The organism is Saccharopolyspora terrae (assembly GCF_004348435.1).
GTDB classification, from domain to species: domain Bacteria; phylum Actinomycetota; class Actinomycetes; order Mycobacteriales; family Pseudonocardiaceae; genus Saccharopolyspora; species Saccharopolyspora endophytica.
Genome location: NZ_SMKS01000001.1, coordinates 1 through 25,110, shown reverse-complemented (window position 1 = coordinate 25,110; position 25,110 = coordinate 1). Strand labels below are relative to the sequence as shown.

At 69.0% G+C, this 25,110-nt stretch carries 23 protein-coding genes; 18 read left to right on the top strand and 5 right to left on the bottom strand.

Features of this window, described 5'->3' with window-relative positions:
- The first annotated feature begins 76 nt into the window (after nt 1-76).
- The 15 genes from E1181_RS00115 to E1181_RS00045 all read left to right on the top strand — a co-directional run bounded on the left by E1181_RS00115 (nt 77) and on the right by E1181_RS00045 (nt 18,123).
- On the top strand, nt 77-748 hold the full coding sequence (locus tag E1181_RS00115; RefSeq protein ID WP_132671790.1) for a NuoB/complex I 20 kDa subunit family protein: 672 nt from the start codon (nt 77-79) through the stop codon (nt 746-748).
- A gap of 5 nt (nt 749-753) precedes the next feature.
- Nucleotides 754-1,515: an NADH-quinone oxidoreductase subunit C gene (locus tag E1181_RS00110; protein WP_132671789.1), complete on the top strand. Its 762-nt coding sequence runs from the start codon at nt 754-756 to the stop codon at nt 1,513-1,515.
- A gap of 19 nt (nt 1,516-1,534) precedes the next feature.
- Nucleotides 1,535-2,863, top strand: a complete 1,329-nt coding sequence (locus E1181_RS00105) for an NADH-quinone oxidoreductase subunit D (RefSeq protein ID WP_132671788.1) — start codon at nt 1,535-1,537, stop codon at nt 2,861-2,863.
- Nucleotides 2,860-3,615 carry an NADH-quinone oxidoreductase subunit NuoE gene (nuoE, locus tag E1181_RS00100; protein ID WP_132671787.1) on the top strand — a complete coding sequence of 252 codons (756 nt, stop codon included), beginning with the start codon at nt 2,860-2,862 and terminating at the stop codon, nt 3,613-3,615. The genes E1181_RS00105 and nuoE overlap by 4 nt, the downstream gene beginning before the upstream one ends.
- Before the next feature lie 8 nt (nt 3,616-3,623).
- A complete protein-coding gene (gene nuoF, locus E1181_RS00095; protein WP_132671786.1) occupies nt 3,624-4,937 on the top strand; it encodes an NADH-quinone oxidoreductase subunit NuoF in 1,314 nt (437 codons plus the stop codon).
- On the top strand, nt 4,934-7,462 hold the full coding sequence (locus tag E1181_RS00090) for an NADH-quinone oxidoreductase subunit G (RefSeq protein ID WP_132671785.1): 2,529 nt from the start codon (nt 4,934-4,936) through the stop codon (nt 7,460-7,462). Before nuoF ends, E1181_RS00090 begins: the two co-directional genes overlap by 4 nt.
- The gene (nuoH, locus tag E1181_RS00085; protein WP_132671784.1) at nt 7,459-8,766 is read left to right on the top strand and encodes an NADH-quinone oxidoreductase subunit NuoH; all 1,308 of its coding nucleotides are present in this window, start codon (nt 7,459-7,461) and stop codon (nt 8,764-8,766) included. The genes E1181_RS00090 and nuoH overlap by 4 nt, the downstream gene beginning before the upstream one ends.
- Nucleotides 8,753-9,319 (top strand): NADH-quinone oxidoreductase subunit NuoI, encoded by a 567-nt coding sequence (gene nuoI, locus E1181_RS00080; RefSeq protein ID WP_132621523.1) that lies wholly within the window; start codon nt 8,753-8,755, stop codon nt 9,317-9,319. Before nuoH ends, nuoI begins: the two co-directional genes overlap by 14 nt.
- Entirely contained in the window at nt 9,316-10,269 is a 954-nt protein-coding gene (locus tag E1181_RS00075) for an NADH-quinone oxidoreductase subunit J (RefSeq protein WP_132671783.1), read from the top strand. The genes nuoI and E1181_RS00075 overlap by 4 nt, the downstream gene beginning before the upstream one ends.
- Nucleotides 10,266-10,565 carry an NADH-quinone oxidoreductase subunit NuoK gene (gene nuoK / locus E1181_RS00070; protein WP_093414272.1) on the top strand — a complete coding sequence of 100 codons (300 nt, stop codon included), beginning with the start codon at nt 10,266-10,268 and terminating at the stop codon, nt 10,563-10,565. Before E1181_RS00075 ends, nuoK begins: the two co-directional genes overlap by 4 nt.
- Nucleotides 10,566-10,588: 23 nt before the next feature.
- Nucleotides 10,589-12,571, top strand: a complete 1,983-nt coding sequence (gene nuoL / locus E1181_RS00065; protein WP_132671782.1) for an NADH-quinone oxidoreductase subunit L — start codon at nt 10,589-10,591, stop codon at nt 12,569-12,571.
- Nucleotides 12,572-12,635: 64 nt separating this feature from the next.
- Complete coding sequence (locus E1181_RS00060; RefSeq protein WP_132671781.1) at nt 12,636-14,213, top strand: NADH-quinone oxidoreductase subunit M; 1,578 nt, start codon at nt 12,636-12,638, stop codon at nt 14,211-14,213.
- Between the two features lie 26 nt (nt 14,214-14,239).
- Nucleotides 14,240-15,781 carry an NADH-quinone oxidoreductase subunit NuoN gene (nuoN, locus tag E1181_RS00055; protein ID WP_132672073.1) on the top strand — a complete coding sequence of 514 codons (1,542 nt, stop codon included), beginning with the start codon at nt 14,240-14,242 and terminating at the stop codon, nt 15,779-15,781.
- A 47-nt stretch (nt 15,782-15,828) separates the two neighbouring features.
- Nucleotides 15,829-16,857, top strand: a complete 1,029-nt coding sequence (locus E1181_RS00050) for a polyprenyl synthetase family protein (RefSeq protein ID WP_132671780.1) — start codon at nt 15,829-15,831, stop codon at nt 16,855-16,857.
- A 135-nt stretch (nt 16,858-16,992) separates the two neighbouring features.
- Nucleotides 16,993-18,123: a sunset domain-containing protein gene (locus E1181_RS00045; RefSeq protein WP_132671779.1), complete on the top strand. Its 1,131-nt coding sequence runs from the start codon at nt 16,993-16,995 to the stop codon at nt 18,121-18,123.
- Nucleotides 18,124-18,344: 221 nt separating this feature from the next.
- Here the strand turns inward: E1181_RS00045 and E1181_RS00040 are convergent, their stop codons facing one another.
- A complete protein-coding gene (locus E1181_RS00040) occupies nt 18,345-18,788 on the bottom strand; it encodes an Lrp/AsnC family transcriptional regulator (protein WP_132671778.1) in 444 nt (147 codons plus the stop codon).
- 74 nt (nt 18,789-18,862) lie between these two features.
- Between E1181_RS00040 and ddaH the strand changes: the two genes are divergently transcribed.
- Complete coding sequence (gene ddaH, locus E1181_RS00035; protein ID WP_132671777.1) at nt 18,863-19,717, top strand: dimethylargininase; 855 nt, start codon at nt 18,863-18,865, stop codon at nt 19,715-19,717.
- A 49-nt stretch (nt 19,718-19,766) separates the two neighbouring features.
- Here ddaH and E1181_RS00030 read toward each other — a convergent pair whose 3' ends face one another.
- Nucleotides 19,767-20,675 carry a YceI family protein gene (locus tag E1181_RS00030; RefSeq protein WP_132671776.1) on the bottom strand — a complete coding sequence of 303 codons (909 nt, stop codon included), beginning with the start codon at nt 20,673-20,675 and terminating at the stop codon, nt 19,767-19,769.
- Between the two features lie 195 nt (nt 20,676-20,870).
- Here E1181_RS00030 and htpX point away from each other — a divergent pair, with 195 nt between their 5' ends.
- On the top strand, nt 20,871-21,746 hold the full coding sequence (htpX, locus tag E1181_RS00025) for a zinc metalloprotease HtpX (protein WP_132671775.1): 876 nt from the start codon (nt 20,871-20,873) through the stop codon (nt 21,744-21,746).
- A gap of 82 nt (nt 21,747-21,828) precedes the next feature.
- Here htpX and rfbA read toward each other — a convergent pair whose 3' ends face one another.
- Nucleotides 21,829-22,704 carry a glucose-1-phosphate thymidylyltransferase RfbA gene (gene rfbA / locus E1181_RS00020; protein ID WP_132671774.1) on the bottom strand — a complete coding sequence of 292 codons (876 nt, stop codon included), beginning with the start codon at nt 22,702-22,704 and terminating at the stop codon, nt 21,829-21,831.
- 254 nt (nt 22,705-22,958) lie between these two features.
- Nucleotides 22,959-23,450 carry a YajQ family cyclic di-GMP-binding protein gene (locus tag E1181_RS00015; RefSeq protein WP_132671773.1) on the bottom strand — a complete coding sequence of 164 codons (492 nt, stop codon included), beginning with the start codon at nt 23,448-23,450 and terminating at the stop codon, nt 22,959-22,961.
- Nucleotides 23,451-23,667: 217 nt separating this feature from the next.
- Between E1181_RS00015 and E1181_RS00010 the strand changes: the two genes are divergently transcribed.
- A complete protein-coding gene (locus E1181_RS00010; protein ID WP_132671772.1) occupies nt 23,668-24,921 on the top strand; it encodes an RNA-guided endonuclease InsQ/TnpB family protein in 1,254 nt (417 codons plus the stop codon).
- A gap of 5 nt (nt 24,922-24,926) precedes the next feature.
- On the opposite strand, the gene E1181_RS00005 is transcribed toward E1181_RS00010, so the two are convergent.
- The coding region (locus tag E1181_RS00005; RefSeq protein ID WP_207921940.1) for a VOC family protein at nt 24,927-25,110 on the bottom strand (184 nt) is incomplete at its 5' end.

The window sequence follows — 25,110 nt, the reverse complement described above, 5'->3', positions numbered from 1 at the left end:
GCCCGGTCCGCCGGGCGCACGAACTGCTTGAGAACTGCAGGGACTAGCCGCAAGGACGCGGGAAGGAGTGCCGGCGATGGGGCTCGAAGAGCAGCTGCCCAACGGCATCCTGTTGGCCAACGTGGAGAAGCTCGTCAACTGGACCCGGAAGACGTCGATGTGGCCGGCGACGTTCGGGCTGGCCTGCTGCGCCATCGAGATGATGACCGTTGGCGGTTCCCGCTACGACATCTCGCGGTTCGGCATGGAGCGCTTCTCCGCCACCCCGAGACAAGCCGATCTGATGATCGTGGCCGGTCGGGTGACCAACAAGATGGCCCCGGTGTTGCGCCAGATCTACGACCAGATGCCCGAGCCGCGCTGGGTGCTGGCGATGGGCGTGTGCGCCTCCACCGGCGGCATGTTCAACAACTACGCGGTCGTGCAGGGCGTCGACCACGTGGTGCCGGTGGACATGTACCTGCCGGGATGCCCGCCGCGCCCGGAGATGCTGCTCGACGCGATCCTCAAGCTGCACGCCAAGATCATGGACGAGCCGATCAACGCCAAGCGCGCGCAGGAGAAGCTCGAACGCGGTGACCGCACCCCGATGATCCCGTCCTCGGTCCGGTACGCGCCGAAGAACGCCTCGCAGCGCAAGCGCGCCGAGCGGCAGCAGGCCGCGCAGCGACGCGAGATGGGCGGAACGGACGAGCTCGGCGCCTTCGAGAGCGCGCCCGAGCGCCCGGAACTCAAGTCGGGTAGGTGAATTCGATGGCGGACAAGGAAACCACCCCGGCCCCGGGCGAACCCGGTTCGAGCGCCGAGCGCGCCGCGGACCTGGCGCCCGCGGGAGCCGAACCGGCCCGCGCCGGAGCACCGATGGCCGGCCGCGAGCGGCAGGGCATGTTCGGCGTGCGCGGCACCGGTGACACCTCGGGCTTCGGCGGGCTGCGCCTGCCGGCCTACGTGCCGCCTGCCGGCGAGCGCCCCTACGGCGGCTGGTTCGACGAGGTCGCCGACGCGCTCTTCGAAGCGCTGCGCGCCGAGGGGCTTCCGGACGACACCGTGCAGCAGGTGACCGTCGACCGCGGCGAGATCACCTTCTACCTGCGCCGCGACCACCTCCTCGAGGTCTGCCGCATCCTGCGCGACGACCCGGCGCTGCGCTTCGAGCTGTGCAGCTCGGTGTCCGGTGTGGACTACGGGCCGGACGCGCCGCAGCGGCTGCACTCGGTCTACCACCTGACGTCGATGACCTACCGGCGCCGCATCCGGCTGGAGGTCGCCGTGGACGTGGAGGACCCGCACCTCCCGTCGATCGTGTCGGTCTACCCCACCGCCGACTTCCAGGAGCGCGAAGCCTGGGACATGTTCGGCCTGGTCTACGACGGACACCCGGCGCTGACCCGGATCCTGATGCCCGACGACTGGGACGGTCACCCGCAGCGCAAGGACTACCCGCTCGGCGGAATCCCGGTGGAGTACAAGGGCGCCGAGATCCCGCCGCCGGACCAGCGCAGGGCCTACTCGTGATCGCGGAGAGGTGTGGGCAATGACCACCGAATCACTCACCGGCGCGTACCCCGCCGAGTCGAGAGACACCACCGAGGGCCGCATCTTCACCGTCACCGGCGGCGACTGGGACGAGTTCCTGGACGAAACCGGCGGCGAGGAGCGGGTTGTCATCAACCTGGGCCCGCAACACCCGTCCACGCACGGCGTTCTGCGGCTGGTGCTGGAGCTCGAGGGCGAGACGGTCACCAAGGCCCGCTCGGTCATCGGGTACCTGCACACCGGCATCGAGAAGAACACCGAGTACCGGACGTGGACCCAGGGCGTCACCTTCGTGACGCGCATGGACTACCTGGCGCCGCTGTTCACCGAGACCGCCTACTGCCTGGGCATCGAGAAGCTGCTGGGCATCGAGGCTCCGCAGCGGGCCCAGACGATCCGCGTGATGCTGATGGAGCTCAACCGGATCTCCTCGCACCTGGTCTTCCTGGCCACCGGTGCGATGGAGCTGGGCGCGACCACCGGCATGACCTACGGCTTCCGCGAGCGCGAAGAGGTCCTGCACCTGCTGGAGTTCCTGACCGGTCTGCGGATGAACCACGCCTTCGTCCGGCCCGGCGGCGTCGCGCAGGACATGCCGGAGGGCTGGCAGGACAAGGTGCGCGAGTTCATCAAGGTCATGGACACCCGCCTGCCGGACTACGACAAGCTGTTCAGCGGTCAGCCGATCTGGAAGCAGCGGCTGAAGGACGTCGGCTACCTGCCGCTGGACGGCGCGCTGCAGCTGGGCGTGACCGGACCGCTGCTGCGGGCCGCGGGACTGCCGTGGGACCTGCGCAAGGTCGAACCGTACTGCGGTTACGAGGAATACGACTTCGAGGTGCCCACCAGCAACGACGGTGACTGCTACGCGCGGTACCTGCTGCGGGTGCAGGAGATGCACGAGTCGTTGAAGATCATCCGGCAGTGCGTGGACAAGATGGAGTCCGGCCCGCACATGGTGGAGGACGCGAAGATCGCCTGGCCGTCGAAGCTGAGCATCGGCGCCGACGGCATGGGCAACTCCCTGGAGCACGTCCGCAAGATCATGGGCCAGTCCATGGAGTCGCTCATCCACCACTTCAAGCTGGTGACCGAGGGCTTCGACGTCCCGCCGGGCCAGGCGTACGCGCCGGTCGAGTCGCCGCGCGGCGAGCTGGGCGTCCACCTGGTCTCCGACGGCGGCACCCGGCCGATGCGGGTGCACGTGCGCGAACCCAGTTTCGTGAATCTGCAGGCGATGCCGACGATGGCCGAAGGCGGACTGGTGGCCGACGTGATCGCGTCCGTCGCCTCCATCGACCCGGTGATGGGCGGGGTGGATCGATGACCGAGCAGTTCGAGTTCACCACCACCGAGGAGCAGACCAGCGCGGTCGACACCTCGGTGTTCGGCGAGGGCACCCGGGCAGAGGCGAAGCAGATCATCGCCCGGTACCCGGAGTCGCGATCGGCGCTGCTGCCGATGCTGCACCTCGTGCAGTCGGTGCAGGGGCACGTCAGCCCGGCGGGCATCAAGTTCTGCGCCGAGGAGCTGGCGCTGTCGGTCGCCGAGGTCAGCGCCGTGGCGACCTTCTACACGATGTACAAGCGCAAGCCCTGCGGTCAGCACCTGGTCAGCGTGTGCACGAACACGATGTGCGCGGTGCTGGGCGGCGACGCGATCTACAAGGCGCTGGGCGAGCACCTGGACGTCGGGCACGAGGGCACGGCCGGGGAACCCGGCACCGAGGGCTCGATCACCTTGGAGCACGCCGAATGCCTCGCCGCCTGCGATCTCGGGCCGGTGCTGCAGGTCAACTACGAGTACTACGACAACCAGACGCCCGAGCAGGCGCTGGAGCTGGTCAAGGCGCTGCAGCGCGGCGAGAAGCCCGCGCCGACGCGCGGACCGGCGCTGTCGGACTTCCGGGGCGCCGAGCGCCAGCTGGCCGGGTTCTTCGACGACCTCGACGAGACCGTGACCGGACCCTCGCAGGCGACCGAGACCAACCGCGGCGCCGCGCTGGCCCAGGAACGCGGCTGGACGGCGCCGAGCATGCCCGATGACGCGGAACTCCCGCCGCTGCCGGAGAAGAAGTGAGGGTGGCCATGACCGAAGCGAGCACCAGCCCGGTGACCCCGGTGCTGACCAAGCGGTGGCTGTCGCCGAACTCCTGGACGCTGCACACCTACGAGCAGCTGGAGGGCTACACCGCCCTGCGCAAGGCGCTGCGCGCCCACCCGGACCAGCTGATCGAGCTGGTCAAGGCCTCGGGGCTGCGCGGTCGCGGCGGCGCGGGCTTCCCGGCGGGCGTGAAGTGGAGCTTCATGCCCAAGGACCCGGTCAAGCCGCACTACCTGGTCATCAACGCCGACGAGGGCGAACCGGGGACCTGCAAGGACATCCCGCTGATGATGGCCGACCCGCACTCGCTGATCGAGGGCTGCATCATCGCCAGCTACGCGATGCGGGCCAACCACTGCATGATCTACGTGCGCGGTGAGGCCCTGCACCCGATGCGGCGGCTCCACCACGCGGTCCGCGAGGCCTACGCCGCCGGGTACCTGGGCAAGAACATCCTCGACTCCGGCTTCGACCTGGACATCGTCGTGCACGCCGGGGCGGGCGCCTACATCTGCGGTGAGGAGACCGCGCTGCTGGACTCCCTGGAGGGCAAGCGCGGTCAGCCGCGGCTCAAGCCCCCGTTCCCCGCGGCGGCAGGGCTCTACGCCTGCCCGACGACGGTGAACAACGTGGAGACCATCGCCTCGGTCCCGTTCATCGTCAACGGCGGTTCGGACTGGTTCCGCACCATGGGCAGCGAGAAGTCGCCGGGACCGAAGATCTACTCGATCTCCGGGCACGTCGAGAACCCGGGCCAGTACGAGGCGCCGATGGGCACCACGCTGCGGCAGCTGCTGGAACTCGCGGGAGGCATGAAGGACGGCGTCCCGCTGAAGTTCTGGACCCCGGGCGGGTCCTCGACGCCGCTGTTCACCGCCGAGCACCTCGACGTCCCGCTGGACTTCGAAGGCGCGGCCGAGGCCGGATCGATGCTGGGCACCACGGCCGTTCAGGTGTTCAACGAGACCGTCTCGGTGCCGTGGGCCGTGATGAAGTGGACGCAGTTCTACGAGCACGAGTCCTGCGGCAAGTGCACCCCCTGCCGGGAGGGCACCTACTGGCTCGCGCAGGTGCTGGAGCGGATGGTCGACGGGCACGGCACCGAGGAGGACATCGACACCCTCCTCGACGTCTGCGACAACATCTTCGGCCGCTCGTTCTGCGCCCTCGGCGATGGCGCGGTCAGCCCGATCACCAGCGGGATCAAGTACTTCCGCGAGGAGTTCCTCGCGCTCTGCTCGAAGAATTCGGGCGGAAACGACAAGTCCGCCGCGGAACTGGTAGGAGCGGCCCGATGACCCTGGCACCCGAATCCGAAGCGCGCCCGGTCCCCGAGGGCTACGTCCGGCTCACCATCGACGGCATCGAGGTCGAGGCGCCCAAGGGCGAGCTGCTGATCCGGACCGCCGAGCGGATGGGCATCACCATCCCGCGGTTCTGCGACCACCCGCTGCTGGACCCCGCGGGTGCCTGCCGGCAGTGCCTGGTCGAGGTCGAGATGAACGGCCGGGCGATGCCGAAACCGCAGGCGTCCTGCACCATGACGGTCGCCGACGGGATGGTCGTCAAGACGCAGAACACCTCGCCGGTGGCCGACAAGGCGCAGCAGGGCGTGATGGAGCTCCTGCTGATCAACCACCCGCTGGACTGCCCGGTCTGCGACAAGGGTGGCGAGTGCCCGCTGCAGAACCAGGCGCTCAAGCACGGCCGCGCGGAGTCCCGCTTCCACGACACCAAGCGGACCTTCGCCAAGCCGGTCCCGATCTCCTCGCAGGTCCTGCTGGACCGTGAGCGCTGCGTGCTCTGCCAGCGCTGCACCCGGTTCTCCAAGCAGATCGCCGGTGACCCGTTCATCGAGCTGCTGGAACGCGGTGCGCTGCAGCAGATCGGCATCGGCGAGCAGCAGCCGTTCCAGTCCTACTTCTCCGGCAACACCATCCAGATCTGCCCGGTCGGCGCGCTGACCAGCGCCGCCTACCGGTTCCGGTCGCGGCCGTTCGACCTGGTCTCCACCCCCGGGCAGTGCGAGCACTGCGCGTCCGGCTGCGCGACCCGGACGGACTGGCGGCGCGGCAAGGTGATGCGCCGGCTGGCCGGGGACGACCCGGAGGTCAACGAGGAGTGGATCTGCGACAAGGGCCGCTTCGCGTTCCGCTACGCCAACGCCGCTGACCGCATCACCCGGCCGCAGATCCGGGAGAACGGCCAGCTGCGCGAGGCGTCCTGGACCGAGGCGCTGCAGGCCGCCGCCGAGGGCCTGACCGCCGCGCGCGACGCGGGCGGGGTCGGGGTGCTGCCCGGTGGCCGGTTGACCGTCGAGGACGCCTACGCCTACTCGAAGTTCGCGCGGGTCGCGCTGCGCACCAACGACATCGACCACCGCGCCCGGCCGCACTCCACCGAGGAGCTGCGGTTCCTGGAGTCCACCGTGGTCGGGGTGACGCCGGAGAACGGTGTCACCTACGCCGATCTGGAGTCCGCTCCGGCGGTGCTGTGCGTGGCGTTCGAGCCGGAGGAGGAGTCGCCGATCGTCTTCCTGCGGCTGCGCAAGGCCGCGCGGGCAGGCAAGACGCAGGTCTTCCACATCGCCCCGCGCACCTCGCCGGGCGTGGAGAAGACCACGGTCATCACCCACGCCGGTGGCCCGGTGCGGACCGGTTCGCTGGTGCAGTGCGTGCCCGGTGGTGAGGCCGCCGCGCTGGAATCGCTTCCGTCCGATGTGGACGAGGCGATGCGGCAGCAGGGCGCGGTGCTCATCGTCGGTGAACGCGCCGCCGAGGTGCCCGGCCTGCTGTCCGAGGTGCTGCGCACCGCCCAGCGCACGGGAGCCGGGGTCGCGTGGATCCCCCGCCGCGCAGGCGAACGCGGCGCCATCGAGGCCGGTGCGCTGCCGACGCTGCTGCCCGGCGCGCGTCCCGTCGTCGACGACCACGCCCGCTCCGACGTGGAGCGGACCTGGGGCATGGCACCCGGCTCGCTGCCCGCCGCCGCGGGTCGCGACGCCACCGAGATCCTCACCGCAGCCGCCTCCGGGGAGCTCTCCGGCCTGGTGGTCGGCGGCGTCGACCCGGACGACCTCCCCGACCCCGAGCTGGCTCGCAAGGCCCTGACCGGCGCCGGTTTCGTGGTCAGCCTGGAACTCCGCCCCAGCGCGGTGACCGAGCAGGCCGACGTGGTGCTGCCGATCGCGCCCAGCGCGGAGAAGAGCGGCAGCTACCTCAACTGGGAGGGCCGCCGCCGCGAGTTCGCCACCACCATCGACGGCACCGGCGCGCTGCCGGACTGCCGGGTGCTGGACACCCTCGCGGTCGAGATGGACGCCGACCTGTTCACCCAGAGCCCGGCCGCCGCGAGCGCCGAGCTCGACCGGCTCGGCACCCACACCGGCGGACGCACCGACGGACCTGACGAGGCCGTCGCTTACGCACCACGACCGGGCCCCGGCCAGGCCGTGCTGGCGACCTGGCGGCAGCTGCTGGACAACGGTTCGCTGCAGGACGACGAGCCGAGCCTGGCGGGCACCGCCCGCAACCGGGTCGCGATCGTCTCGCCGGAGACCGCCAAGCGCGTCGAGATCAGTTCCGGACAACGGCTGGAGGTCCGCACCGAGCAGGGCAAGATCGTGCTGCCGGTCGAGATCGCCGACATGCCCGACGACGTCGTGTGGGTGCCCACCGACTCCGGGAAGGCCCGCGTGCACAAGGTCCTCGGCGCCGGGCACGGAGCGCTCGTCGACATCGCGCCGAGCAGCGCGAGCCCGGCGACCAACGGGCACTCGCTGAACGGCCATTCCCCGGCCCACCACCACGGGGGGAACGCATGACCAGAACAGCCGAACTCCTCGCGGACGACCCGATCTGGCTGATCCTGCTCAAGGTCGTGGCCATCTTCGTCTTCCTGGTGCTGATGACGCTGCTGACGATCTGGGCGGAACGCCGGGTCATCGGCCGCATGCAGCACCGGCCCGGCCCGAACCGAGCGGGACCGTTCGGCATCCTCCAGTCGTTGGCCGACGGCTTGAAGCTGGCCTTCAAGGAGGACATCCGCCCGGTCATGGCCGACAAGTGGGTGTACTTCCTGGCCCCGGTCATCTCCGCGACGCCCGCGCTGGTGTCGTTCGCGGTGATGCCGATCGGCCCCGAGGTCACCATCTTCGGCGAGCGCACCACGCTGCAGCTGGTGGACCTGCCGGTGGGCCTGCTGGTCGTGCTGGCCTGCGCCTCGATCGGCGTCTACGGCATCGTGCTCGCCGGCTGGGCCTCCGGTTCCCCGTACCCGCTGCTGGGTTCGCTGCGGTCGGCGGCGCAGGTGATCTCCTACGAGATCGCGATGGGCCTGTCGTTCGTCGCGGTCATCATGTACGCGGGCACGCTGTCAACCTCCGGCATCGTCGCAGCGCAGGAGAACGGCTGGTTCTTCGCGCTGCTGCCGGTGAGCTTCCTGATCTACGTGGTGTCGATGGTCGGTGAGACCAACCGCGCCCCGTTCGACCTCCCCGAGGCCGAGTCCGAGCTGGTCGGTGGTTTCCACACCGAGTACTCGTCGCTGAAGTTCGCGCTGTTCTTCCTCGCCGAGTACATCAACATGGTCACCGTCTCCGCGCTGGCCACGACGCTGTTCCTCGGCGGCTGGCACGCGCCGTGGCCGCTGTCGCTGATCGGCGACGGGGTCCTCAACACCGGTTGGTGGCCGGTGCTGTGGTTCCTCGGCAAGACGATCGCGTTCCTGTTCTTCTTCGTGTGGCTGCGCGGCACGCTGCCCCGCCTGCGCTACGACCAGTTCATGGACCTCGGCTGGAAGCTGCTCGTCCCGGTCAGCCTGGTGTGGATCATGGCGGTGACCGTCATCCGGGCGCTGCGCAACTCCGAGGCCGTCAGCACCCAGCAGTTCATGATCGGCGGCGCGGTCGTGGTGGTGATCCTGGTCGCGGCCACGTTCCTCATCCCGGACCGCAAGCCCGAGAAGGACTCCGACGAGGTGCCGCTCGCGGGCAGCGGCTTCCCGGTGCCGCCGATCGACCTGGAAGTCCCCAAGACCCCGCCGCGACGCACCCCGGTGCGCAGCGGCACCGGTGCCGGCGAGCTCGCGGGTCCGGAAGGCGAGGAGGCACCCCATGGGAATGTTTGATCCGATCAAGGGATTCGGCGTCACCTTCTCGACGATGTTCAAGAAGGTCGTCACCGAGGAGTACCCCGAGGTCAAGAAGGTCGCCGCGCCCCGGTTCCACGGCCGCCACCAGCTCAACCGGCATCCGGACGGGCTGGAGAAGTGCGTGGGCTGCGAGCTGTGCGCCTGGGCGTGCCCGGCCGACGCGATCTTCGTCGAGGGCGGCGACAACACCGACGAGGCCCGCTACTCGCCCGGTGAGCGCTACGGCATGGACTACCAGATCAACTACCTGCGCTGCATCGGCTGCGGGTTGTGCATCGAGGCGTGCCCGACGCGCGCGCTGACGATGACCAACGAGTACGAGACCGCGGACGACAACCGCCAGGACCTGATCTACACCAAGGCCGACATGCTGGCGCCGCTGCTGCCCGGCATGGAGCAGCCGCCGCACCCGATGCGCCTCGGCGAGGACGAGCAGGACTACTACGTCAACGGTCCCGAGCTCGCCAAGCAGCGAGGGGTTCCCGCGGGATCGACGGTGGAATCCGGTCCGGAGGTTGATGCGCGATGAGCACCGGAATCGTGCTGGCACAGGCCGGCGAGGTGGTCGGCACCGGGGAAGCGGTGCTGTTCTGGGTCCTCGGTCCGCTGTCGCTGCTGGGCGCGCTCGGCATGGTCTTCGCCCGCAACGCGGTGCACTCCGCGCTGTGGTTGGTGCTGACGATGCTGAGCCTGGGCGTGCTCTACATGGGTCAGAGCGCGCCGTTCCTGGGCTTCACCCAGATCATCGTCTACACCGGCGCGATCATGATGCTGTTCCTGTTCGTGCTGATGATGGTCGGCCGCGACTCCTCAGACTCGGTGGTGGAAGTCCTGCGCGGACAACGCCTCTGGGCCGGGATCGGCGGGATCGGCCTGGCAGCGCTGCTGGTCTCGGGCCTGGCCCGGTCGCTGGCCTCGGTGCAGACGGCACCGCCGCTGGACCCCTGGCAGCCCGTCGGCGGTGGAGCGGGCGGCCTCGGCCGGCTGATCTTCACCGACTACCTGTTCCCGTTCGAGCTGACCTCCGCGCTGCTGATCACCGCAGCGGTCGGCGCGATGGTGCTGGCCTACGGCGGCAAGGGCCGCGGCCCACGCCTGAGCCAGCGGGAGCGCGCCAACGCGCGGTTCCGCGGCGAGCGCCCGTCGCCGCTGCCCGGTCCCGGCGTGTACGCCACGGCCAACTCGGTCGCGGTGCCCGCGCTGCTGCCGGACGGTTCGGTCGCGCCGGAGTCGCTGTCGGAGCTGCTGGAGAACCTGCCCGCCGAGCGGCTCGACGACGAGCGCCGCGCGGTCGCCGGTGACGAGCCCGAACCCGACGCGCACGCGCTGACCGACCAGCCGGAGCTGCCCGAGCAGACCGGTTCCGGCAAGTCCGGTGAACCGGTCATCGACGCGGGTCCCGAGATCCCGGCGCCGGGCAACGGCAACGGTCGTCCGGACCAGCGGGCCGGTCACGCCACCGAGGAGGTTCACCAGTGACCCCCACGTACTACCTGCTGCTGTCCGCGCTGCTGTTCTCGATCGGCGCGGTCGGAGTCCTGGTGCGGCGCAACGCCATCGTGGTCTTCATGTGCGTCGAGCTGATGCTCAACGCGGTCAACCTGACGCTGGTCACCTTCGCCCGCATCGAGGGGACGGTGCACGGGCAGGTCATGGCGTTCTTCGTGATGGTCGTCGCGGCCGCCGAAGTGGTGGTCGGCCTGGCCATCATCATGTCGATCTTCCGGACGCGTCGCTCGGCCTCGGTCGATGACGCCAACCTGCTCAAGTACTGAGAGGGCGCGTGGTGACGGCACAGATGCTTGAAACCGCAGCGGGGGTCGCCGAGGCGACCGGGCCCGCGCAGTCCTACGCCTGGCTGCTGGTCGCGTTCCCGCTGGTGGGTGCCGCGATCCTGCTGATCGCGGGACGCCGTGCCAACGGCTGGGGACACCTGCTGGGGTCGGCCACGGTGATCGCCTCGTTCGCCTACGGGCTGTGGCTGTTCACCTCCGTCGCCGGCAGTCCGGAAGGCGAGCAGGTCCGCGATCTGCACCTGTTCTCCTGGATCCCGGTCAACGCGCTGCAGGTCGACTTCGGGCTCCGGCTGGACCCGCTGTCGATGGTGTTCCTGCTGCTGATCACGGGTGTGGGATCGCTGATCCACCTGTACTCGATCGGCTACATGAGCCACGACCAGCAGGGGCGCACCGGTTCGGCCAACACCGAGCGCCGCCGGTTCTTCGCCTACCTGAACCTGTTCGTCGCCTCGATGCTGATCCTGGTGCTGGGCAACAGCTTCGTGACCCTCTACCTCGGCTGGGAGGGCGTCGGTCTGGCGTCGTACCTGCTGATCGGTTTCTGGCAGGGCCGTCCTTCGGCGGCCGCAGCGGCGACCAAGGCGTTCGTGATGAACCGGGTCGGCGACGTCGGCCTGGCGCTGGCGATCTTCCTGCTGTTCGCCAACCTCGGCACCACGCAGTACGCGGAGGTCTTCGCCCGCGCCGGTGAGCTCTCGCCGGGCGTGCTGCTGGCGATCACGCTCCTGCTGCTGCTCGGCGCCTGCGGCAAGTCCGGCCAGGTCCCGCTGCAGGCCTGGTTGCCGGACGCCATGGAGGGCCCGACCCCGGTTTCGGCGCTGATCCACGCCGCGACGATGGTCACCGCGGGCGTCTACCTCGTCGCCCGCTCCAACCCGCTGTTCTCGCTCTCGCCGGGCGGGCAGCTGGCCGTCACCATCGTCGGCGCGGTGACGCTGCTGGTCGGATGCGTCATCGGCTGTGCCTACGACGACATCAAGAAGGTCCTCGCGTACTCCACGGTCAGCCAGATCGGCTACATGATGCTGGCGGTCGGGCTCGGCCCGGCCGGGTACGCGCTGGGCATCATGCACCTGCTCACGCACGGCTTCTTCAAGGCCGGGCTGTTCCTCGGCGCCGGTTCGGTCATGCACGGCATGAACGACGAGGTCGACATGCGCAAGTTCGGCGGCCTCGCCCGGTACATGCCGATCACCTTCGGCACCTTCGGCCTCGGCTACCTCGCGCTGATCGGGTTCCCGTTCCTGTCCGGCTTCTACTCCAAGGACGCCATCATCGAGGCGGCGTTCGGCCAGGAGGGCTGGCGCGGCTGGATCTTCGGCGGCGCCGCGATGCTGGGCGCGGGCATCACCGCGTTCTACATGACGCGGCTGGTGCTGATGACGTTCTTCGGCGAGAAGCGCTGGAAGGACCTGAAGGCGAGCAACGGCCAGGAGTTCCACCCGCACGAGTCGCCGGCCATCATGACCGCGCCGATGATCGTGCTGGCCGTCGGTTCGATCGGAGCCGGCATGTTCCTGGCGGGCGGCGACCGGCTGGTGACGTTCCTGTCGCCGTCGCTGGGCGAGCTGCAGGAAGCCCACCACACCGCGATCCCGCACGCGATGATCCCCGTGCTGACGGTGGCCATCTCCGCGCTGGGAGCGGTGATCGCGTGGCTGGTCGTGGGTCGCAAGCCGGTTCCGGTCGAGCGCCCGGCGAAGGTCTCGCCGGTGGTGCGCGCGGCTCGTGCCGACCTCGGCGGCAACGCGTTCAACGACCTCCTCGCGGTGCGCCCGACCTTCGGCCTGACCAAGGGATTGCTCGCGGTCGACCGGAAGGGCGTCGACGGCACGGTCTCCGGCGTCGCCGCGCTGCTGACCTTCAGCTCGGGCCGGATGCGCCGCTGGCAGACCGGTTTCGTCCGGTCCTACGCGCTGTCCATGCTCTTCGGCGGTGTCGTGGTGATCGCCGCCCTGATGGCAGTGGGGATCCCGACATGACGACCTCGCACGGACCCGTTCTGCCCAGTCCTGTTCGGCACAGTGAGCTCCGGGAGGAGATCCGATGACCCTGCTGCTCGCCCTGGTGCTGCTGCCGATCGTCGGGTCGGTGGTGGTGGCGCTGCTGCGCGGCAACGCCGGCGCGGCGAAGTGGACCGCGCTGGGGTTCTCCCTCGCCGAGCTCGTGATCGCCGTGGCCGCGTGGTTCGCCTACGACCCGGCCGGCCCGCGGATGCAGCTGACCAGCTCGATCCCGTGGATCCCGTCGTTCGACATCAACTTCTCGCTCGGCGTGGACGGCATCGCGCTGGTGATGGTCCTGGTCATCGCCGTGCTGATGCCGCTGGTGCTGGGCTACAGCTGGGGCGAGAAGCTGCCCGAGGGCCGCACGCACGGCGGGTTCTTCTCGCTGCTGCTGCTCGAACAGGCGCTGACCGTGGCGGTCTTCGCCGCCACCGACGTGTTCCTGTTCTACGTGCTCTTCGAGATCATGCTGATCCCGATGTACTTCCTCATCGGCGGCTACGGCGGCGAGAACCGCAGCTACGCGGCGGTGAAGTTCTTCCTGTACTCGTTCCTAGGCGGCCTGATCATGCTGGCCTCGGCCATCGGCGCGTACAGCTACAGCGCGCAGGTCACCGGGGAGGGCACCTTCGACTGGGCCAAGCTCGTCCCGATCCTCTCGGACGCGCCGCTGAACGTGCAGATCTGGCTGTTCCTGGGCTTCTTCGCGGCGTTCGCGATCAAGGCCCCGCTGATCCCGTTCCACACCTGGCTGCCGGACGCCGCGCAGCAGGCGCCGATCGGCGTCGCGGTGATCGTGGTGGGCGTGCTGGACAAGGTCGGCACCTTCGGGTTCCTGCGCTACAGCCTGCCGCTGACGCCGCAGGCGTCGCAGCAGCTGGCTCCGCTGGTGCTGGTGCTCGCGGTGATCGGGGTGCTCTACGGCTCGCTGCAGGCGTTCGGGCAGACCGACCTCAAGCGCTTCATCGCCTACGTCTCGATCGCGCACTTCGGGTTCATCGCGCTGGGCATCTTCGCGTTCACCTCGCAGGCGCACGTCGGCGCGGTGTCGTACATGATCAACCACAGCATCGCCACGGGCATGCTGATCCTGGTGATCGGCATGATCATCGTGCGCGGCGGTTCGACCCGCATCGCCGACTACGGCGGCATGGCGAAGGTGACCCCGCTGCTGGCGGGCACGCTTCTGATCGCGGGTCTGAGCACCCTGTCGCTGCCGGGCACCAACTCCTTCGTCAGCGAATTCCTCGTGCTGGTCGGATCTTTCCCGACCCGCCCGGTGTACACGACGCTGGCCACGATCGGAATGGTGCTGGCCGCGGTCTACGTGCTGTGGCTGTACCAGCGCACGATGCAGGGCCCGGTGCGCGGTGACGCGCTGCTGGGCACCGCGACCGGGCCGGGGGCGGTGACCGACCCGAACCGCGAAGGCGCGCACCGGCTCCGGCTGCCCGACCTGGGCGCCCGGGAGATCGCCGTGCTGGCCCCGCTGGTCGTGCTGATCATCGGGCTCGGCGTGTACCCGAAGCCGGTGCTGGACGTGATCAACCCGTCGGTCGCGGCAACCATGAGCGAGGTCGGCGTCACCGACCCCGTGACCTCGCAGGGAGGTAACTGACAGTGGTCAAGGGATTCCCGAGCCAGCTGGGTTCCGTCGAGATTCCGCCGATCGACTACGCGGCGATCGCGCCGGTGCTGGTGATCCTCGGTGCCGCCTGCCTGGCGATCCTGGTCGAGGCGTTCCTGCCCCGCCACCAGCGCTGGTCCGTGCAGGTCGGGCTCAGCCTGGCGTCGATCGTCATCGCCGGTGTCGCGCTGGCCGCGTTCGCGCGGTCCGTCGGGACCGGTGTGACCACGCTGTCCGACTCGCTGGCCGTCGACCCGCCGACGCTGTTCCTCTGGGGCACGCTGCTGGCGCTCGGACTGGGTTCGGTGCTGCTGATCGCGGACCGCTCGGTGGAGCCGGGCGGCGCGTTCGTGGCGGAGGCGATCCCGGCCGAGGGCCCGGGGACGATGAGCCGCGCCGCCGCGTCGGCGTCCGGGATGCGCACCGAGGTCTTCCCGCTGGCCCTGTTCTCGCTGGGCGGGATGATGGTGTTCTGCGCGGCCAACGACCTGCTGACGATGTTCATCGCCCTGGAAGTGCTGAGCCTGCCGCTGTACCTGATGTGCGGGCTGGCCAAGCGCCGCCGGTTGCTGTCGCAGGAAGCGGCCGTGAAGTACTTCCTGCTGGGCGCGTTCGCCTCGGCGTTCTTCCTCTACGGCCTCGCGCTGCTCTACGGCTACGCGGGCTCGGTGAAGCTGCAGGCGATCGCCGACGCCACCGCCGGTTCGGAGCGCTCCGACACCCTGCTGTTCGCCGGTCTCGGCCTGCTGCTGGTGGGGCTGCTGTTCAAGGCGTCGGTGGGTCCGTTCCACACCTGGACCCCGGACGTCTACCAGGGCGCCCCGACCGCAGTCACCGGTTTCATGGCCGCCTGCACGAAGGTCGCGGCCTTCGGCGGCATCCTGCGCGTGCTGCAGGTCGCCTTCGAGGCGTCCAGCTGGGAGTGGCGCGGCGTGGTCTGGACGATCGCCGTGGTCTCGATGGTCATCGGCGTGGTGCTGGGTCTGACCCAGCGCGACATCAAGCGGATGATCGCCTACTCCTCGGTGGCCCACGCCGGGTTCATGCTGCTGGGCGCGCTCGCGCTGTCCGACCGCGGGCTCGCGGCGACGCTGTTCTACCTGCTCGCCTACGGGTTCACCACGATCGCCGTGTTCGGTGTGATCAGCCTCGTGCGCCGGTCCGACGGTGAGGCAACTCACCTTTCGGACTGGGCGGGTCTGGCGAAGCGTTCACCCCTGGTCGCCTGGGTGTTCACCTTCCTGCTGCTCGCCCTCGCCGGCATCCCGATGACCAGCGGTTTCGTCGGAAAGTTCGTGGTCTTCGAGGCTGCCCTGACCGACGGCATGGCACCGTTGGTGGTGGTGGCCCTGGTGGCGAGTGCGGTTGCGGCCTTCTTCTACCTTCGTGTCATCGTGCTGATGCACTTCCAAGAACCGGCTGCTGACGGCCCCACCGTGAGCGTGCCGGGTGCGTTCACGACGGCGGCGATCACGCTGGGCGTGGTCGTGACGTTGTTGCTGGGCGTGCTGCCGACGTTGGCTCTGGACTGGGCGAACGTCGGGGGATTCGTGTCGTAGAGTGCTCGCCCGTAGGGCGATCGTGGGGGAGCGAAGGCGACGGTGACGTGAGCAGGCCAGCGGATGACCCGATCAGTGAACTGAGCGCAGCCGGGTTGGGTGGTTTCCAGATCACCGACGTGGCGCTGGCCGACTCGGTCAAGCAGGGCATGGCACGCGTCGAGCAGCTGCTGCACGACGAGGTGCGAAGCGACCTCGACTTCGCCACGCGCACCTCGCTGCACCTGGTGGACGCGGGCGGGAAGCGCTTCCGCCCGCTGTTCGTCCTGCTCGCTGCTCAGTTCGGCAACCCCACGACCGACGAGGTGGTCAAGTCCGGCGCGGTGGTGGAGATGATCCACCTCGCGACGCTCTACCACGACGACGTGATGGACGAGGCCACCATGCGACGGGGCGCGACCAGCGCCAACGCCCGGTGGGACAACTCCGTCGCGATCCTCACCGGCGACTTCCTGTTCGCCAAGGCCTCCCAGCTGATCGCCGACCTCGGCGCCGAGGCGGTCCGCCGGATGGCGGCCACCTTCGAGGCGCTGGTCACCGGGCAGATGCGGGAGACCGAAGGGGTCGGCGAGGGCGATGACGCCGTCGACTTCTACCTCAAGGTGATCTACGAGAAGACCGGTTCGCTGATCGCGACCGCCGGCCGGTTCGGCGCTTGGTTCTCCGGTGCCGACGAGGCGACCATCGAGTCGCTGGAGCGCATCGGCAAGCTGATCGGCACCGGGTTCCAGATCTCCGACGACATCATCGACATCGCCTCGCCGTCGAAGGAGTCCGGCAAGACCCCGGGCACCGACCTGCGCGAGGGCGTCAAGACGCTGCCGATGCTCTACGCGCTGGCCGACGAGAACTGCCCGGCCCGGCTGCGCGAGCTGCTGGGCCGTCCGCTGTCCTCCGACGCCGAGGTCGCCGTGGCCCTGGAGCTGCTGCGCGAGTCGCGGGGTCTGGAGCGGACTCGCGGCACGCTGCAGGAGTTCGCCGACGACGCCCGCAAGGAACTCGCCTCGCTGCCCGACGTGCCGGCCAGGGAGGCGCTGTCCTCCCTCGTCGACTACGTGGTCGCCCGCACCTGGTGATGTGCCGCGGTCTGTCTTGAACTCGCCGTCTGAGTCACGAGCGGGTCAAAGAGGTACCGGGCGGCGTCGCACGCGTGGTAGGAACCCGGGTGTGATCGGCGGTGCTGCTGGAGCCCTGGAGGAGGGACATCTCTCGTGATCACCTGGCTGTTCACCCAGGTGTGGCTGTGGAGCCTCGCCGCTTTCCTGTTGGGCGCGCTCATCACCTGGGCGTTGTTCGTCCGGCCGTTGCGGCGCAGGCTCAAGGCCGAGCTGGCCAGGCCGCGCTACGCCGAACCCGTCTACGACGAGCCCGTCTACGAGACCTACGAGGACGAGCCGGTCACCGAGCACCGGTCGCTGGACCTGCTCGAGCAGCGCCCGCCGCAGTGGGAGTCCCCCGAGGAGCAGCAGCTCGAGGAGTGGGACCGCAGGCCGCGCCCGTGGGTCGCTACGGAGGCGACGCGACGCTCCGCTCCGGCGGAGACGCAGCGCCTGCCGGAGCCGGAACCCGAGCCGGAGGCCCCGTCCGGGGACAACACCTGGTTCCGCAACCCCGAGGTGGAGGACCCCAGGGCCGAGTCGCGCCCGTCGCACTTCCCGCCGGGAGCCGACGACGAGGAGTCCGATCAGCTCTCGGGTCAGCTCCGCTCGCTGTTCGAGCCGGAGTCCAGCGGTGACGCTGCCGAGCCGTACACGCCGCCGGTCGGTGCCGATGCCACGCAGGTCATCCCGGCCGTCCCTCGCGAGCAGCCGCAGGTCGGCGGCAGCGCGAACGGCGATGGGGCCGAGGCCAAGCCGCTGCCGAAGCGCACTCCGCAGCCTCGCTCCGACTCGCCCGCGCCGTCCGATCCGCCGAACATCCCGGACTCGCTGCGGCAGCGCGTCGAGAACGGCGAACCGCTCGCGCGCGGTGACGAGGGCGCGGAAGCCCCGGAGATCAAGCTGGTCGACAACCCCGACGACTCCGCTCCGCTTCCCCGCCGGACCCCGGGCGCAGGCCCTCACCCGGGGCGCGACGCCAAGTGGGAGAAGCCCTCGGAGACCCCTCAGGCCCAGGAACCCGTCCCGGACCGCCCGGAACCCCGCCGGGCAGGGTCCGAGGCCCCTCGTCCCCAGCCCGCCCAGGCCCCGGCCTCAGCGGGTCCGATGATCAAGGGGCATTCGGCGTCCCGGAAGTACCACACCCCGGACTCCCCGCAGTACGACCAGATCAGCGCGGACGTCTGGTTCCGCACGCCCTCCGACGCCGAGATCGCCGGCTTCGAGGCCTGGAACCGCGCCTGACCGCACGCCGTCGAGCCCTGGCCTGATGAGGAATGCGGCGGAGGCCGCTGTTTCAGGTGTGGGACTCAGCTCGCACCGCCGCAGGTTCTGAGCGGTTTCGTGGCGAGTACGCCGTGACGCCGTGTATTGGCATACATCAGGAACGGCGCACGGAGTCCACGGAACCGCTCAGGTTCTGCCACTGGCACCGCCAAGCAAAACGCCCCTACAACTCCTGGAGATCAGTCGGGCTGGGGCTGGCGTTCGAGCAGGCGGGAGAGGACGACGGTGGAGACCGTGCGGGAGACGAAGTCGACCTCGCGGAGCCGCTCCATCGCCTCCTCCAGGTGGTGGATGTCGGCCGCGCGCAGGTGCACGATGGCGTCCGCCTGCCCGGAGACCGTGTAGGCGGCGACGACCTCCGGCAGCGGTTCCAGCCCGGTCCGGATCCGGTGCGCGGGGACGTTGCCGTGGCAGTGGACCTCCACGAACGCCTCCGTCCCCCAGCCCAGCGCCTCGGGGTCGACCACAGCGGTGAACCCCTGCAGAACGCCCTGGTCGAGCAGCTTGTCGACCCGTCGCTTCACCGCGGGCGCGGACAGTCCCACGTCCGAACCGATCTCCGCGTAGCTCGCGCGAGCGTCGGCGACCAGGTGCGAAATGATTCGTTGGTCCAAGGCGTCCATGCGCAACATTCTGCCGCAAACGACGAACGGAGCGGCGTTGATGGTCGGTATCCGTAGCGCTTAGATTTCGATTCATGACGGCAACAGCGGCGCGACCCGCCGAAACGTTCGCGGCCAAGCAAGCCACCACCCGCCACTTCCTGATGTGCCCGCCCGCGTACTTCACCGTCGAGTACGTGATCAACCCGTGGATGAACCCGGACGAACCGGTGGACGCGGCGCTGGCGATGGCGCAGTGGGAAGAGCTGAAGAACACCTACGTGCGGCTCGGTCACACCGTGAACACCATCGAGCCGCAGCCCGGCCTGCCCGACATGGTCTTCGCCGCGAACTCCGGCACGGTGATCGAGGGCCGCGTGCTCGGCTCGAAGTTCCGGGCGCCGGAGCGCGCCGCGGAGGCCGAGCACTTCCGCCGCTGGTTCGTCACCCACGGCCACCGCGACCTGGTGATGCCGACCCGGATCAACGAGGCGGAGGGCGACTTCGCCTGGACCGGTGAGGTGCTGCTGGCCGGGACCGGGTTCCGCACCGACCCCGCGGCGCACGCCGAGGCGCAGGAGGCCCTGGGCGTTCCGGTCGTCTCGCTCAACCTGATCGACGAGCGCTACTACCACCTGGACACGGCCCTGTTCGTGCTGGACAAGGGCCCGAACGCGCAGATCGCCTACTACCCCGGCGCCTTCTCGGAGGGCTCGCGCCGGGTGCTGGCGCGGATGTTCCCGGACGCGGTGATCGCCGACGAGGCCGACGCCTCCTGCCTGGGTCTCAACGGCGTCTCCGACGGACACCACGTGGTGCTGCCGTTCGAGGCGACGGGCCTGGCCGCGCAGCTGGAGGAGCGCGGCTACGAGGTGATCGGGCTGGACATGTCCGAGCTCCGCAAGTCCGGCGGCGGCCCCAAGTGCTGCACCATGGAACTGCACTCCTGACCTGGAAGAACGGCTGCGCGAGGCGATCGCGCAGCCGTTCTCCGCTGCGTCACACCATGACGGCCTGAACGCCCAGCTCGATGTCGATCGTCGGGCCCACCACCGCGATGCCCTTGGCGAGCGTGGCCTGCCAGTTCACCGAGTAGTCCTCGCGGCGCAGGGTCGTCTTGGCATCGCAGGCGACCCGCAGGTCGCCGTCGAACCCGGGACCCTGGAACGTGCGCTGCCCCAGGTAGACCGTGGCCAGTTCCACCGGGCTCGTGGTGCCGCGCAGGGTGAGAGCGCCGCTGACCTTCCAGCGGTCCGCGCGCACGTGGGTGAGCCGGTTGCTGCGGAAGTGCAGCTGCGGGTGCGACTCGACGTCGAGGAAGTCCGCCGACCTGAGGTGGTCGTCGCGCATCTTGACACCGGTGTCGATGGAGGCGGCCTCCATGACGACCTCGATCCGGGAGTCCTCGAACCGGGGCGCCACGTCGATCACGCCGTCGAACCGCCGGAACTCCCCGTGGATCTTGGACATCCCGATGTGCTGGGCCACGAACCGGATCTCGGTGTGGTACGGGTCGAACCGGTAGCGGCCGGGCTGCGGCAGCTGCAGCGAGTCGTCCGGCTCCACCCCGATGCTGCCCAGCGGGGAGTGCTGGTTGACCTGCACCTGGATCCGGGCGCTGTAGCGGCGGTAGCCGCCCGCGGCGAGGGACAGCTTGTGCGTGCCGGGGGCGACGGCCAGGGCGAAGCCGCCGTAGGAGTCGGTCTTGGTCTCACCGATGACCTGGTTGAGCCGGTCGACGATGGTGACGCTCACTTCGGGGAGGAGTGAGCCTCGCTCGTCGTGCACCTGCCCGCTCACCAGACCGCTGTCCAGTGGCGTGGGGTGCAGGGAGAATCCGCCGCGGGGGGAGCGCGCCGGAGTGCCGGGGCTGGCCGACAACCGCCGGCGCAGCTTGGCGAGGACCATTGAGAATCCCTTCTGAGCATCCTCCGGGAGGGGAAAGCGGAGGATCATTTTCGACTTCAATCACTGGGCGTTTCAGCCTAGATCGACTACCCAGTTCACCCGATCGGAGGGCTTAGTTGCATTCCGCACATTCGTTCAGCGGAACCAGCTGCCGACGCCAAGCGTTTTCCAGTTGAATCACGGGCGGAGGCAGAGGTGCGCAGTCATTTCAACGGTCTGAAAACCGCGGTGCTGCTCGGCGGGATGAGCGCGCTGGTGCTGCTGGTCGGTGCGATCTTCGGACGGGCCGGACTGGTCATCGCGCTGGTCGTGGCGCTGGGCATGAACGGGTTCGCCTACTTCAACTCGGCGAAGCTGGCCTTGCGGTCGATGCACGCCAGGCCGGTCTCGGAGGCCGAGCAGCCGGCGATGTACCGGATCGTGCGCGAGCTGGCGACCTCGGCACGGCAGCCGATGCCCTCGCTGTACATCAGCCCCACCCGCGCCCCGAACGCGTTCGCGACCGGCCGCAACCCGCGCAACGCCGCGGTGTGCTGCACGACCGGGGTCCTGGAGCTGCTCGACGAGCGCGAGCTGCGCGCGGTGCTCGGCCACGAGCTCTCGCACGTCTACAACCGCGACATCCTGATCTCCAGCGTGGCCGGAGCGCTGGCCAGCGTCGTGACGTTCCTGGCGAACTTCGGGATGCTCTTCGGCATGTTCGGCGGCAGCGACGAGGACCGCCCGAACCCGTTCGCGATGCTGCTGGTGGCCCTGCTGGGGCCCATCGCGGCGGCCGTGGTGCAGATGGCGGTCAGCCGCTCCCGCGAGTACCAGGCCGACGCCTCGGGCGCGCAGCTCACCGGTGACCCGCTGTCCCTGGCCTCGGCCCTGCGCAAGCTGCAGCTGGGGACGCAGGCGGCGCCGCTGGCCCCGGAACCGCAGCTGGTGTCGCAGTCGCACCTGATGATCGCCAACCCGTTCCGCCCGGGCGAGCGCTTGACCAGGTTCTTCTCGACGCACCCGCCGATGGACGAGCGCATCGCGCGGCTGGAGGGCATGGCGGGCAGGCAGCTGCCCCCGATCCACTAGAGCCCGTTCACGGGTCGTTCTGCGCGGCGGTGCGGGCTGACTCCTACACCGGAAACAGCGGCTCCGCTGCATTGGACAACACCTAGGCACCCGCCTTGCGGGCGACCTCCATCACGTACTCGCCGTACCCGGACTTGGCCTGCTTGGCCCCGAGCTCGTAGCAGGCCTCGGCGGAGATGAAGCCCATCTTGAGCGCGATCTCCTCCAAGCAGGCGATCCGCACCCCCGTGCGGTGTTCGAGCACCTGCACGAACTGCCCGGCCTCCAGCAGCGAGTCGTGCGTCCCGGTGTCCAGCCAGGCGAAACCGCGGCCGAGCTCGGTCAGGTGCGCGCGGCCTTCTCGCAGGTAGGCGAGGTTGACGTCGGTGATCTCCAGCTCGCCTCGCGCCGACGGGGAGAGTCCCTTGGCGATGTCGACGACGGCGTTGTCGTAGAAGTACAGCCCGGTGATCGCCATGTTCGACCTGGGTTCGGCGGGCTTCTCCACGATCGACAGCAGCTTGCCGTCCGCGTCGACCTCGCCGACGCCGTACCGCTGCGGATCGCGCACGGGATACCCGAACAGAGTGCATCCGCGCAGGTCACGAGCGCAGTTGCGGAGGATTCCGGAGAAGCCCTGGCCGTAGAAGATGTTGTCGCCGAGCACCAGCGCGACGGGTTCGTCGGAGACGAAGTCGGCCCCGATGACGAAGGCTTCCGCGAGTCCGTTGGGCTCCGGCTGCTCGGCGTAGGAGATGTCCAGCCCGAACTGCGAGCCGTCGCCCAGCAAGCGCTTGAAGAGCGGCAGGTCGGACGGGGTGGAGATCAGCAGGACCTCGCGGATGCCCGCGAGCATCAGCACCGAGATCGGGTAGTAGATCATCGGCTTGTCGTAGACCGGGAGAAGCTGCTTCGACACGGCTTGGGTGAGCGGGTGCAACCGAGTCCCGCTGCCTCCGGCCAGCACGATCCCCTTCACACAGCACCTTCCCGATCAGCCGGCGCGGCGTACCCGCCCCGAACCCGACGACGAGCGTATCCGGGACAGGCTCGAAGGGGACATCCGCGCAGCTCCGAGGCGGGTTCCCACCACGGCGGGGCTGTCTTGGCCCGAACCGACCCGGCAGAAGGGGCTTCGATCATGGGCGGTTCGGACCAGAACCGCCTGAGGCTGCCGCTCCACCCGGCCCCGACCCCCGCGCTGGGCCGGGCCCAGCGCGGACGAGGTGGGGATTACCGGTAGTTCTCGAATTGCAGCGCCACGTCGAAGTCGGAGGACTTCAGCAGCGAGATGACGGCCTGCAGGTCGTCCTTCTTCTTGCCGGACACGCGCAGCGCGTCGCCCTGGATCTGCGCCTGGACGCCCTTGGGCGCCTCGTCGCGGACCTTCTTGGAGATCTTCTTCGCGATCTCCTGCGAGATGCCCTGCACGATCTTGCCGGTGACCTTGTAGATCTGGCCGGAGCTCGCCGGTTCGCCCATGTCCAGGGCCTTCAGCGAGATGCTCCGCTTGATCAGCTTCTCCTTGAAGACCTCGATCGCGGCCTTGCAACGCTCCTCGGTCTCCGACTCCAGGACGACGGCGTCCTCACCGGACCAGGAGATCTTGGTGCCGGTGCCGCGGAAGTCGAACCGGTTGGCGAGCTCCTTGGCCGCCTGGTTCAGCGCGTTGTCCACCTCCTGGTGATCCACCTTGCTGACCACGTCGAAGGACGGGTTTGCCACCTTGACTACCTCCCAGTTGAGCCGCTGTTCAGGTCTGCCAAGACACGCTACCGGGTCTGAAGTGAAGCGCTCTTATCTCCAGGGCTGGGGGACAAGAACCCACCCCGTGAATCCCGCCATTGGCGAAGCGGCCTGTCCAAGCCGGACGGTTTGATCAGTGCGGGGTGAGGTGGCCAGCCGGTCCGCTTTTGTCGGTGGGTGATCGTAAAGTCACGCTATGCATCTTCGGTATGGCTTCCGGTTGTATCCGACGCCGGGCCAGCGAATCGCGCTGGCCCGGGCGTTCGGGTGTGCGCGGGTGGTGTTCAACGATGCCATCGCCGCGCGGAGGGAAGCCCATGAGGCGGGAGTCAACGCACCGACGATGTCCGAGTTGTCCAGGCGGTTGATCACTGATGCGAAGCAGACCTCGGAGCGTGGATGGCTGGTTGGGGTGTCGGCGGTCGTTCTGCAGCAGGCACTCCGGGATGCCGATCGGGCGTACAAGAACTTCTTCGACGCGCTGAGTGCGAGACGGGCGGGACGTAGGGTCGGCGAGCCCCGGTTCAAGAGCAAGCGTGATGGTCGTCAGGCCGTGCGGTTTACCGCTAACGCCCGTTGGTCTGTCACTGTGGATAACAAGCTTCGGCTCCCGAAGATCGGTGACGTGCCGGTGCGTTGGTCTCGTGTGTTGCCGTCGGTGCCATCAAGTGTGACGGTGGTCAAGGATGCTGCGGGGCGGTATTTTGCGTCGTTCGTCGTCGAGGTGAACCCGGAGCCGAAGCGGTATGAGGCTCCGGAGATCGGTGTTGATCTGGGGCTCGAGCATTTCGTGGTGCTCTCAGATGGCAGGAAGATCAACGCCCCGAGGTTTCTGCGCAGGGCGGAGACGAAGCTCAAGCGAGCGCAGCGTGACCTCTCACGTAAGCAGAAGTGCAGCCGCAACCGCGACAAGGCCAGAGCGAAGGTCGCTCGTGCTCATGCGCGTGTGGCTGATGCGCGTCGGGACTTCCATCACCAGCTCTCCACTCAATTGATTCGCGAGAACCAAGCGATCGCGATGGAGGATCTGGCGGTGTTCGGGCTGGCGCGTACACGTTTGGCCAAATCCGTACACGATGCTGGGTGGGCGTCGTTCGTGGCGATGCTCGACTACAAGGCCGCGTTGTACGGCCGCAAAATGGTGCGGATCGGCAGATTCGAGCCCACCTCGCAGATTTGTTCGCTGTGTGATGTCAAGGATGGTCCGAAGCCTCTGCATGTGCGCGTCTGGCAGTGCCAGGGGTGTGGTGTGTGGCTGGATCGGGACGTGAATGCGGCGGTCAACGTCGCGAAGGCCGCCGGGCTGGCGGTGACAGCTTGTGGAGCGCAGGTAAGACCCGAACCCGTTCGGGCACAGCGCGGTGAAGCAGGAACCCACCGAAGCGATTTGGCGAGCGTGGATGTTCACATCGCTGGGCGCAGTAGGAATCATCGGTCTTCAAGTCGGTGAGGAAGTCAACGGGGTCCGAGGAGATCCCACCTGTTACCCGCGACGTCGCGGAACACGACCACCCGGCCGTAGGGCTCGCTGCGGGGTTCGCCCAGGAACTCCACCCCGGCCTCGATCATCCGCCGGTACTGCGCGTCGAAGTCGTCGACCTGCAGGAAGAAACCCACCCGACCCCCGGTCTGGTTCCCC

What these genes read in the sequence shown, in the direction of transcription:
- E1181_RS00115 (WP_132671790.1), top strand. Translation starts at nt 77, where the DNA reads ATGGGGCTCGAAGAGCAGCTGCCCAACGGCATCCTGTTGGCCAACGTG.
- E1181_RS00110 (WP_132671789.1), top strand. Translation starts at nt 754, where the DNA reads ATGGCGGACAAGGAAACCACCCCGGCCCCGGGCGAACCCGGTTCGAGC.
- E1181_RS00105 (WP_132671788.1), top strand. Translation starts at nt 1,535, where the DNA reads ATGACCACCGAATCACTCACCGGCGCGTACCCCGCCGAGTCGAGAGAC.
- nuoE (WP_132671787.1), top strand. Translation starts at nt 2,860, where the DNA reads ATGACCGAGCAGTTCGAGTTCACCACCACCGAGGAGCAGACCAGCGCG.
- nuoF (WP_132671786.1), top strand. Translation starts at nt 3,624, where the DNA reads ATGACCGAAGCGAGCACCAGCCCGGTGACCCCGGTGCTGACCAAGCGG.
- E1181_RS00090 (WP_132671785.1), top strand. Translation starts at nt 4,934, where the DNA reads ATGACCCTGGCACCCGAATCCGAAGCGCGCCCGGTCCCCGAGGGCTAC.
- nuoH (WP_132671784.1), top strand. Translation starts at nt 7,459, where the DNA reads ATGACCAGAACAGCCGAACTCCTCGCGGACGACCCGATCTGGCTGATC.
- nuoI (WP_132621523.1), top strand. Translation starts at nt 8,753, where the DNA reads ATGGGAATGTTTGATCCGATCAAGGGATTCGGCGTCACCTTCTCGACG.
- E1181_RS00075 (WP_132671783.1), top strand. Translation starts at nt 9,316, where the DNA reads ATGAGCACCGGAATCGTGCTGGCACAGGCCGGCGAGGTGGTCGGCACC.
- nuoL (WP_132671782.1), top strand. Translation starts at nt 10,589, where the DNA reads ATGCTTGAAACCGCAGCGGGGGTCGCCGAGGCGACCGGGCCCGCGCAG.
- E1181_RS00060 (WP_132671781.1), top strand. Translation starts at nt 12,636, where the DNA reads ATGACCCTGCTGCTCGCCCTGGTGCTGCTGCCGATCGTCGGGTCGGTG.
- E1181_RS00040 (WP_132671778.1), bottom strand. Translation starts at nt 18,788, where the DNA reads ATGGACGCCTTGGACCAACGAATCATTTCGCACCTGGTCGCCGACGCT.
- ddaH (WP_132671777.1), top strand. Translation starts at nt 18,863, where the DNA reads ATGACGGCAACAGCGGCGCGACCCGCCGAAACGTTCGCGGCCAAGCAA.
- E1181_RS00030 (WP_132671776.1), bottom strand. Translation starts at nt 20,675, where the DNA reads ATGGTCCTCGCCAAGCTGCGCCGGCGGTTGTCGGCCAGCCCCGGCACT.
- E1181_RS00010 (WP_132671772.1), top strand. Translation starts at nt 23,668, where the DNA reads ATGCATCTTCGGTATGGCTTCCGGTTGTATCCGACGCCGGGCCAGCGA.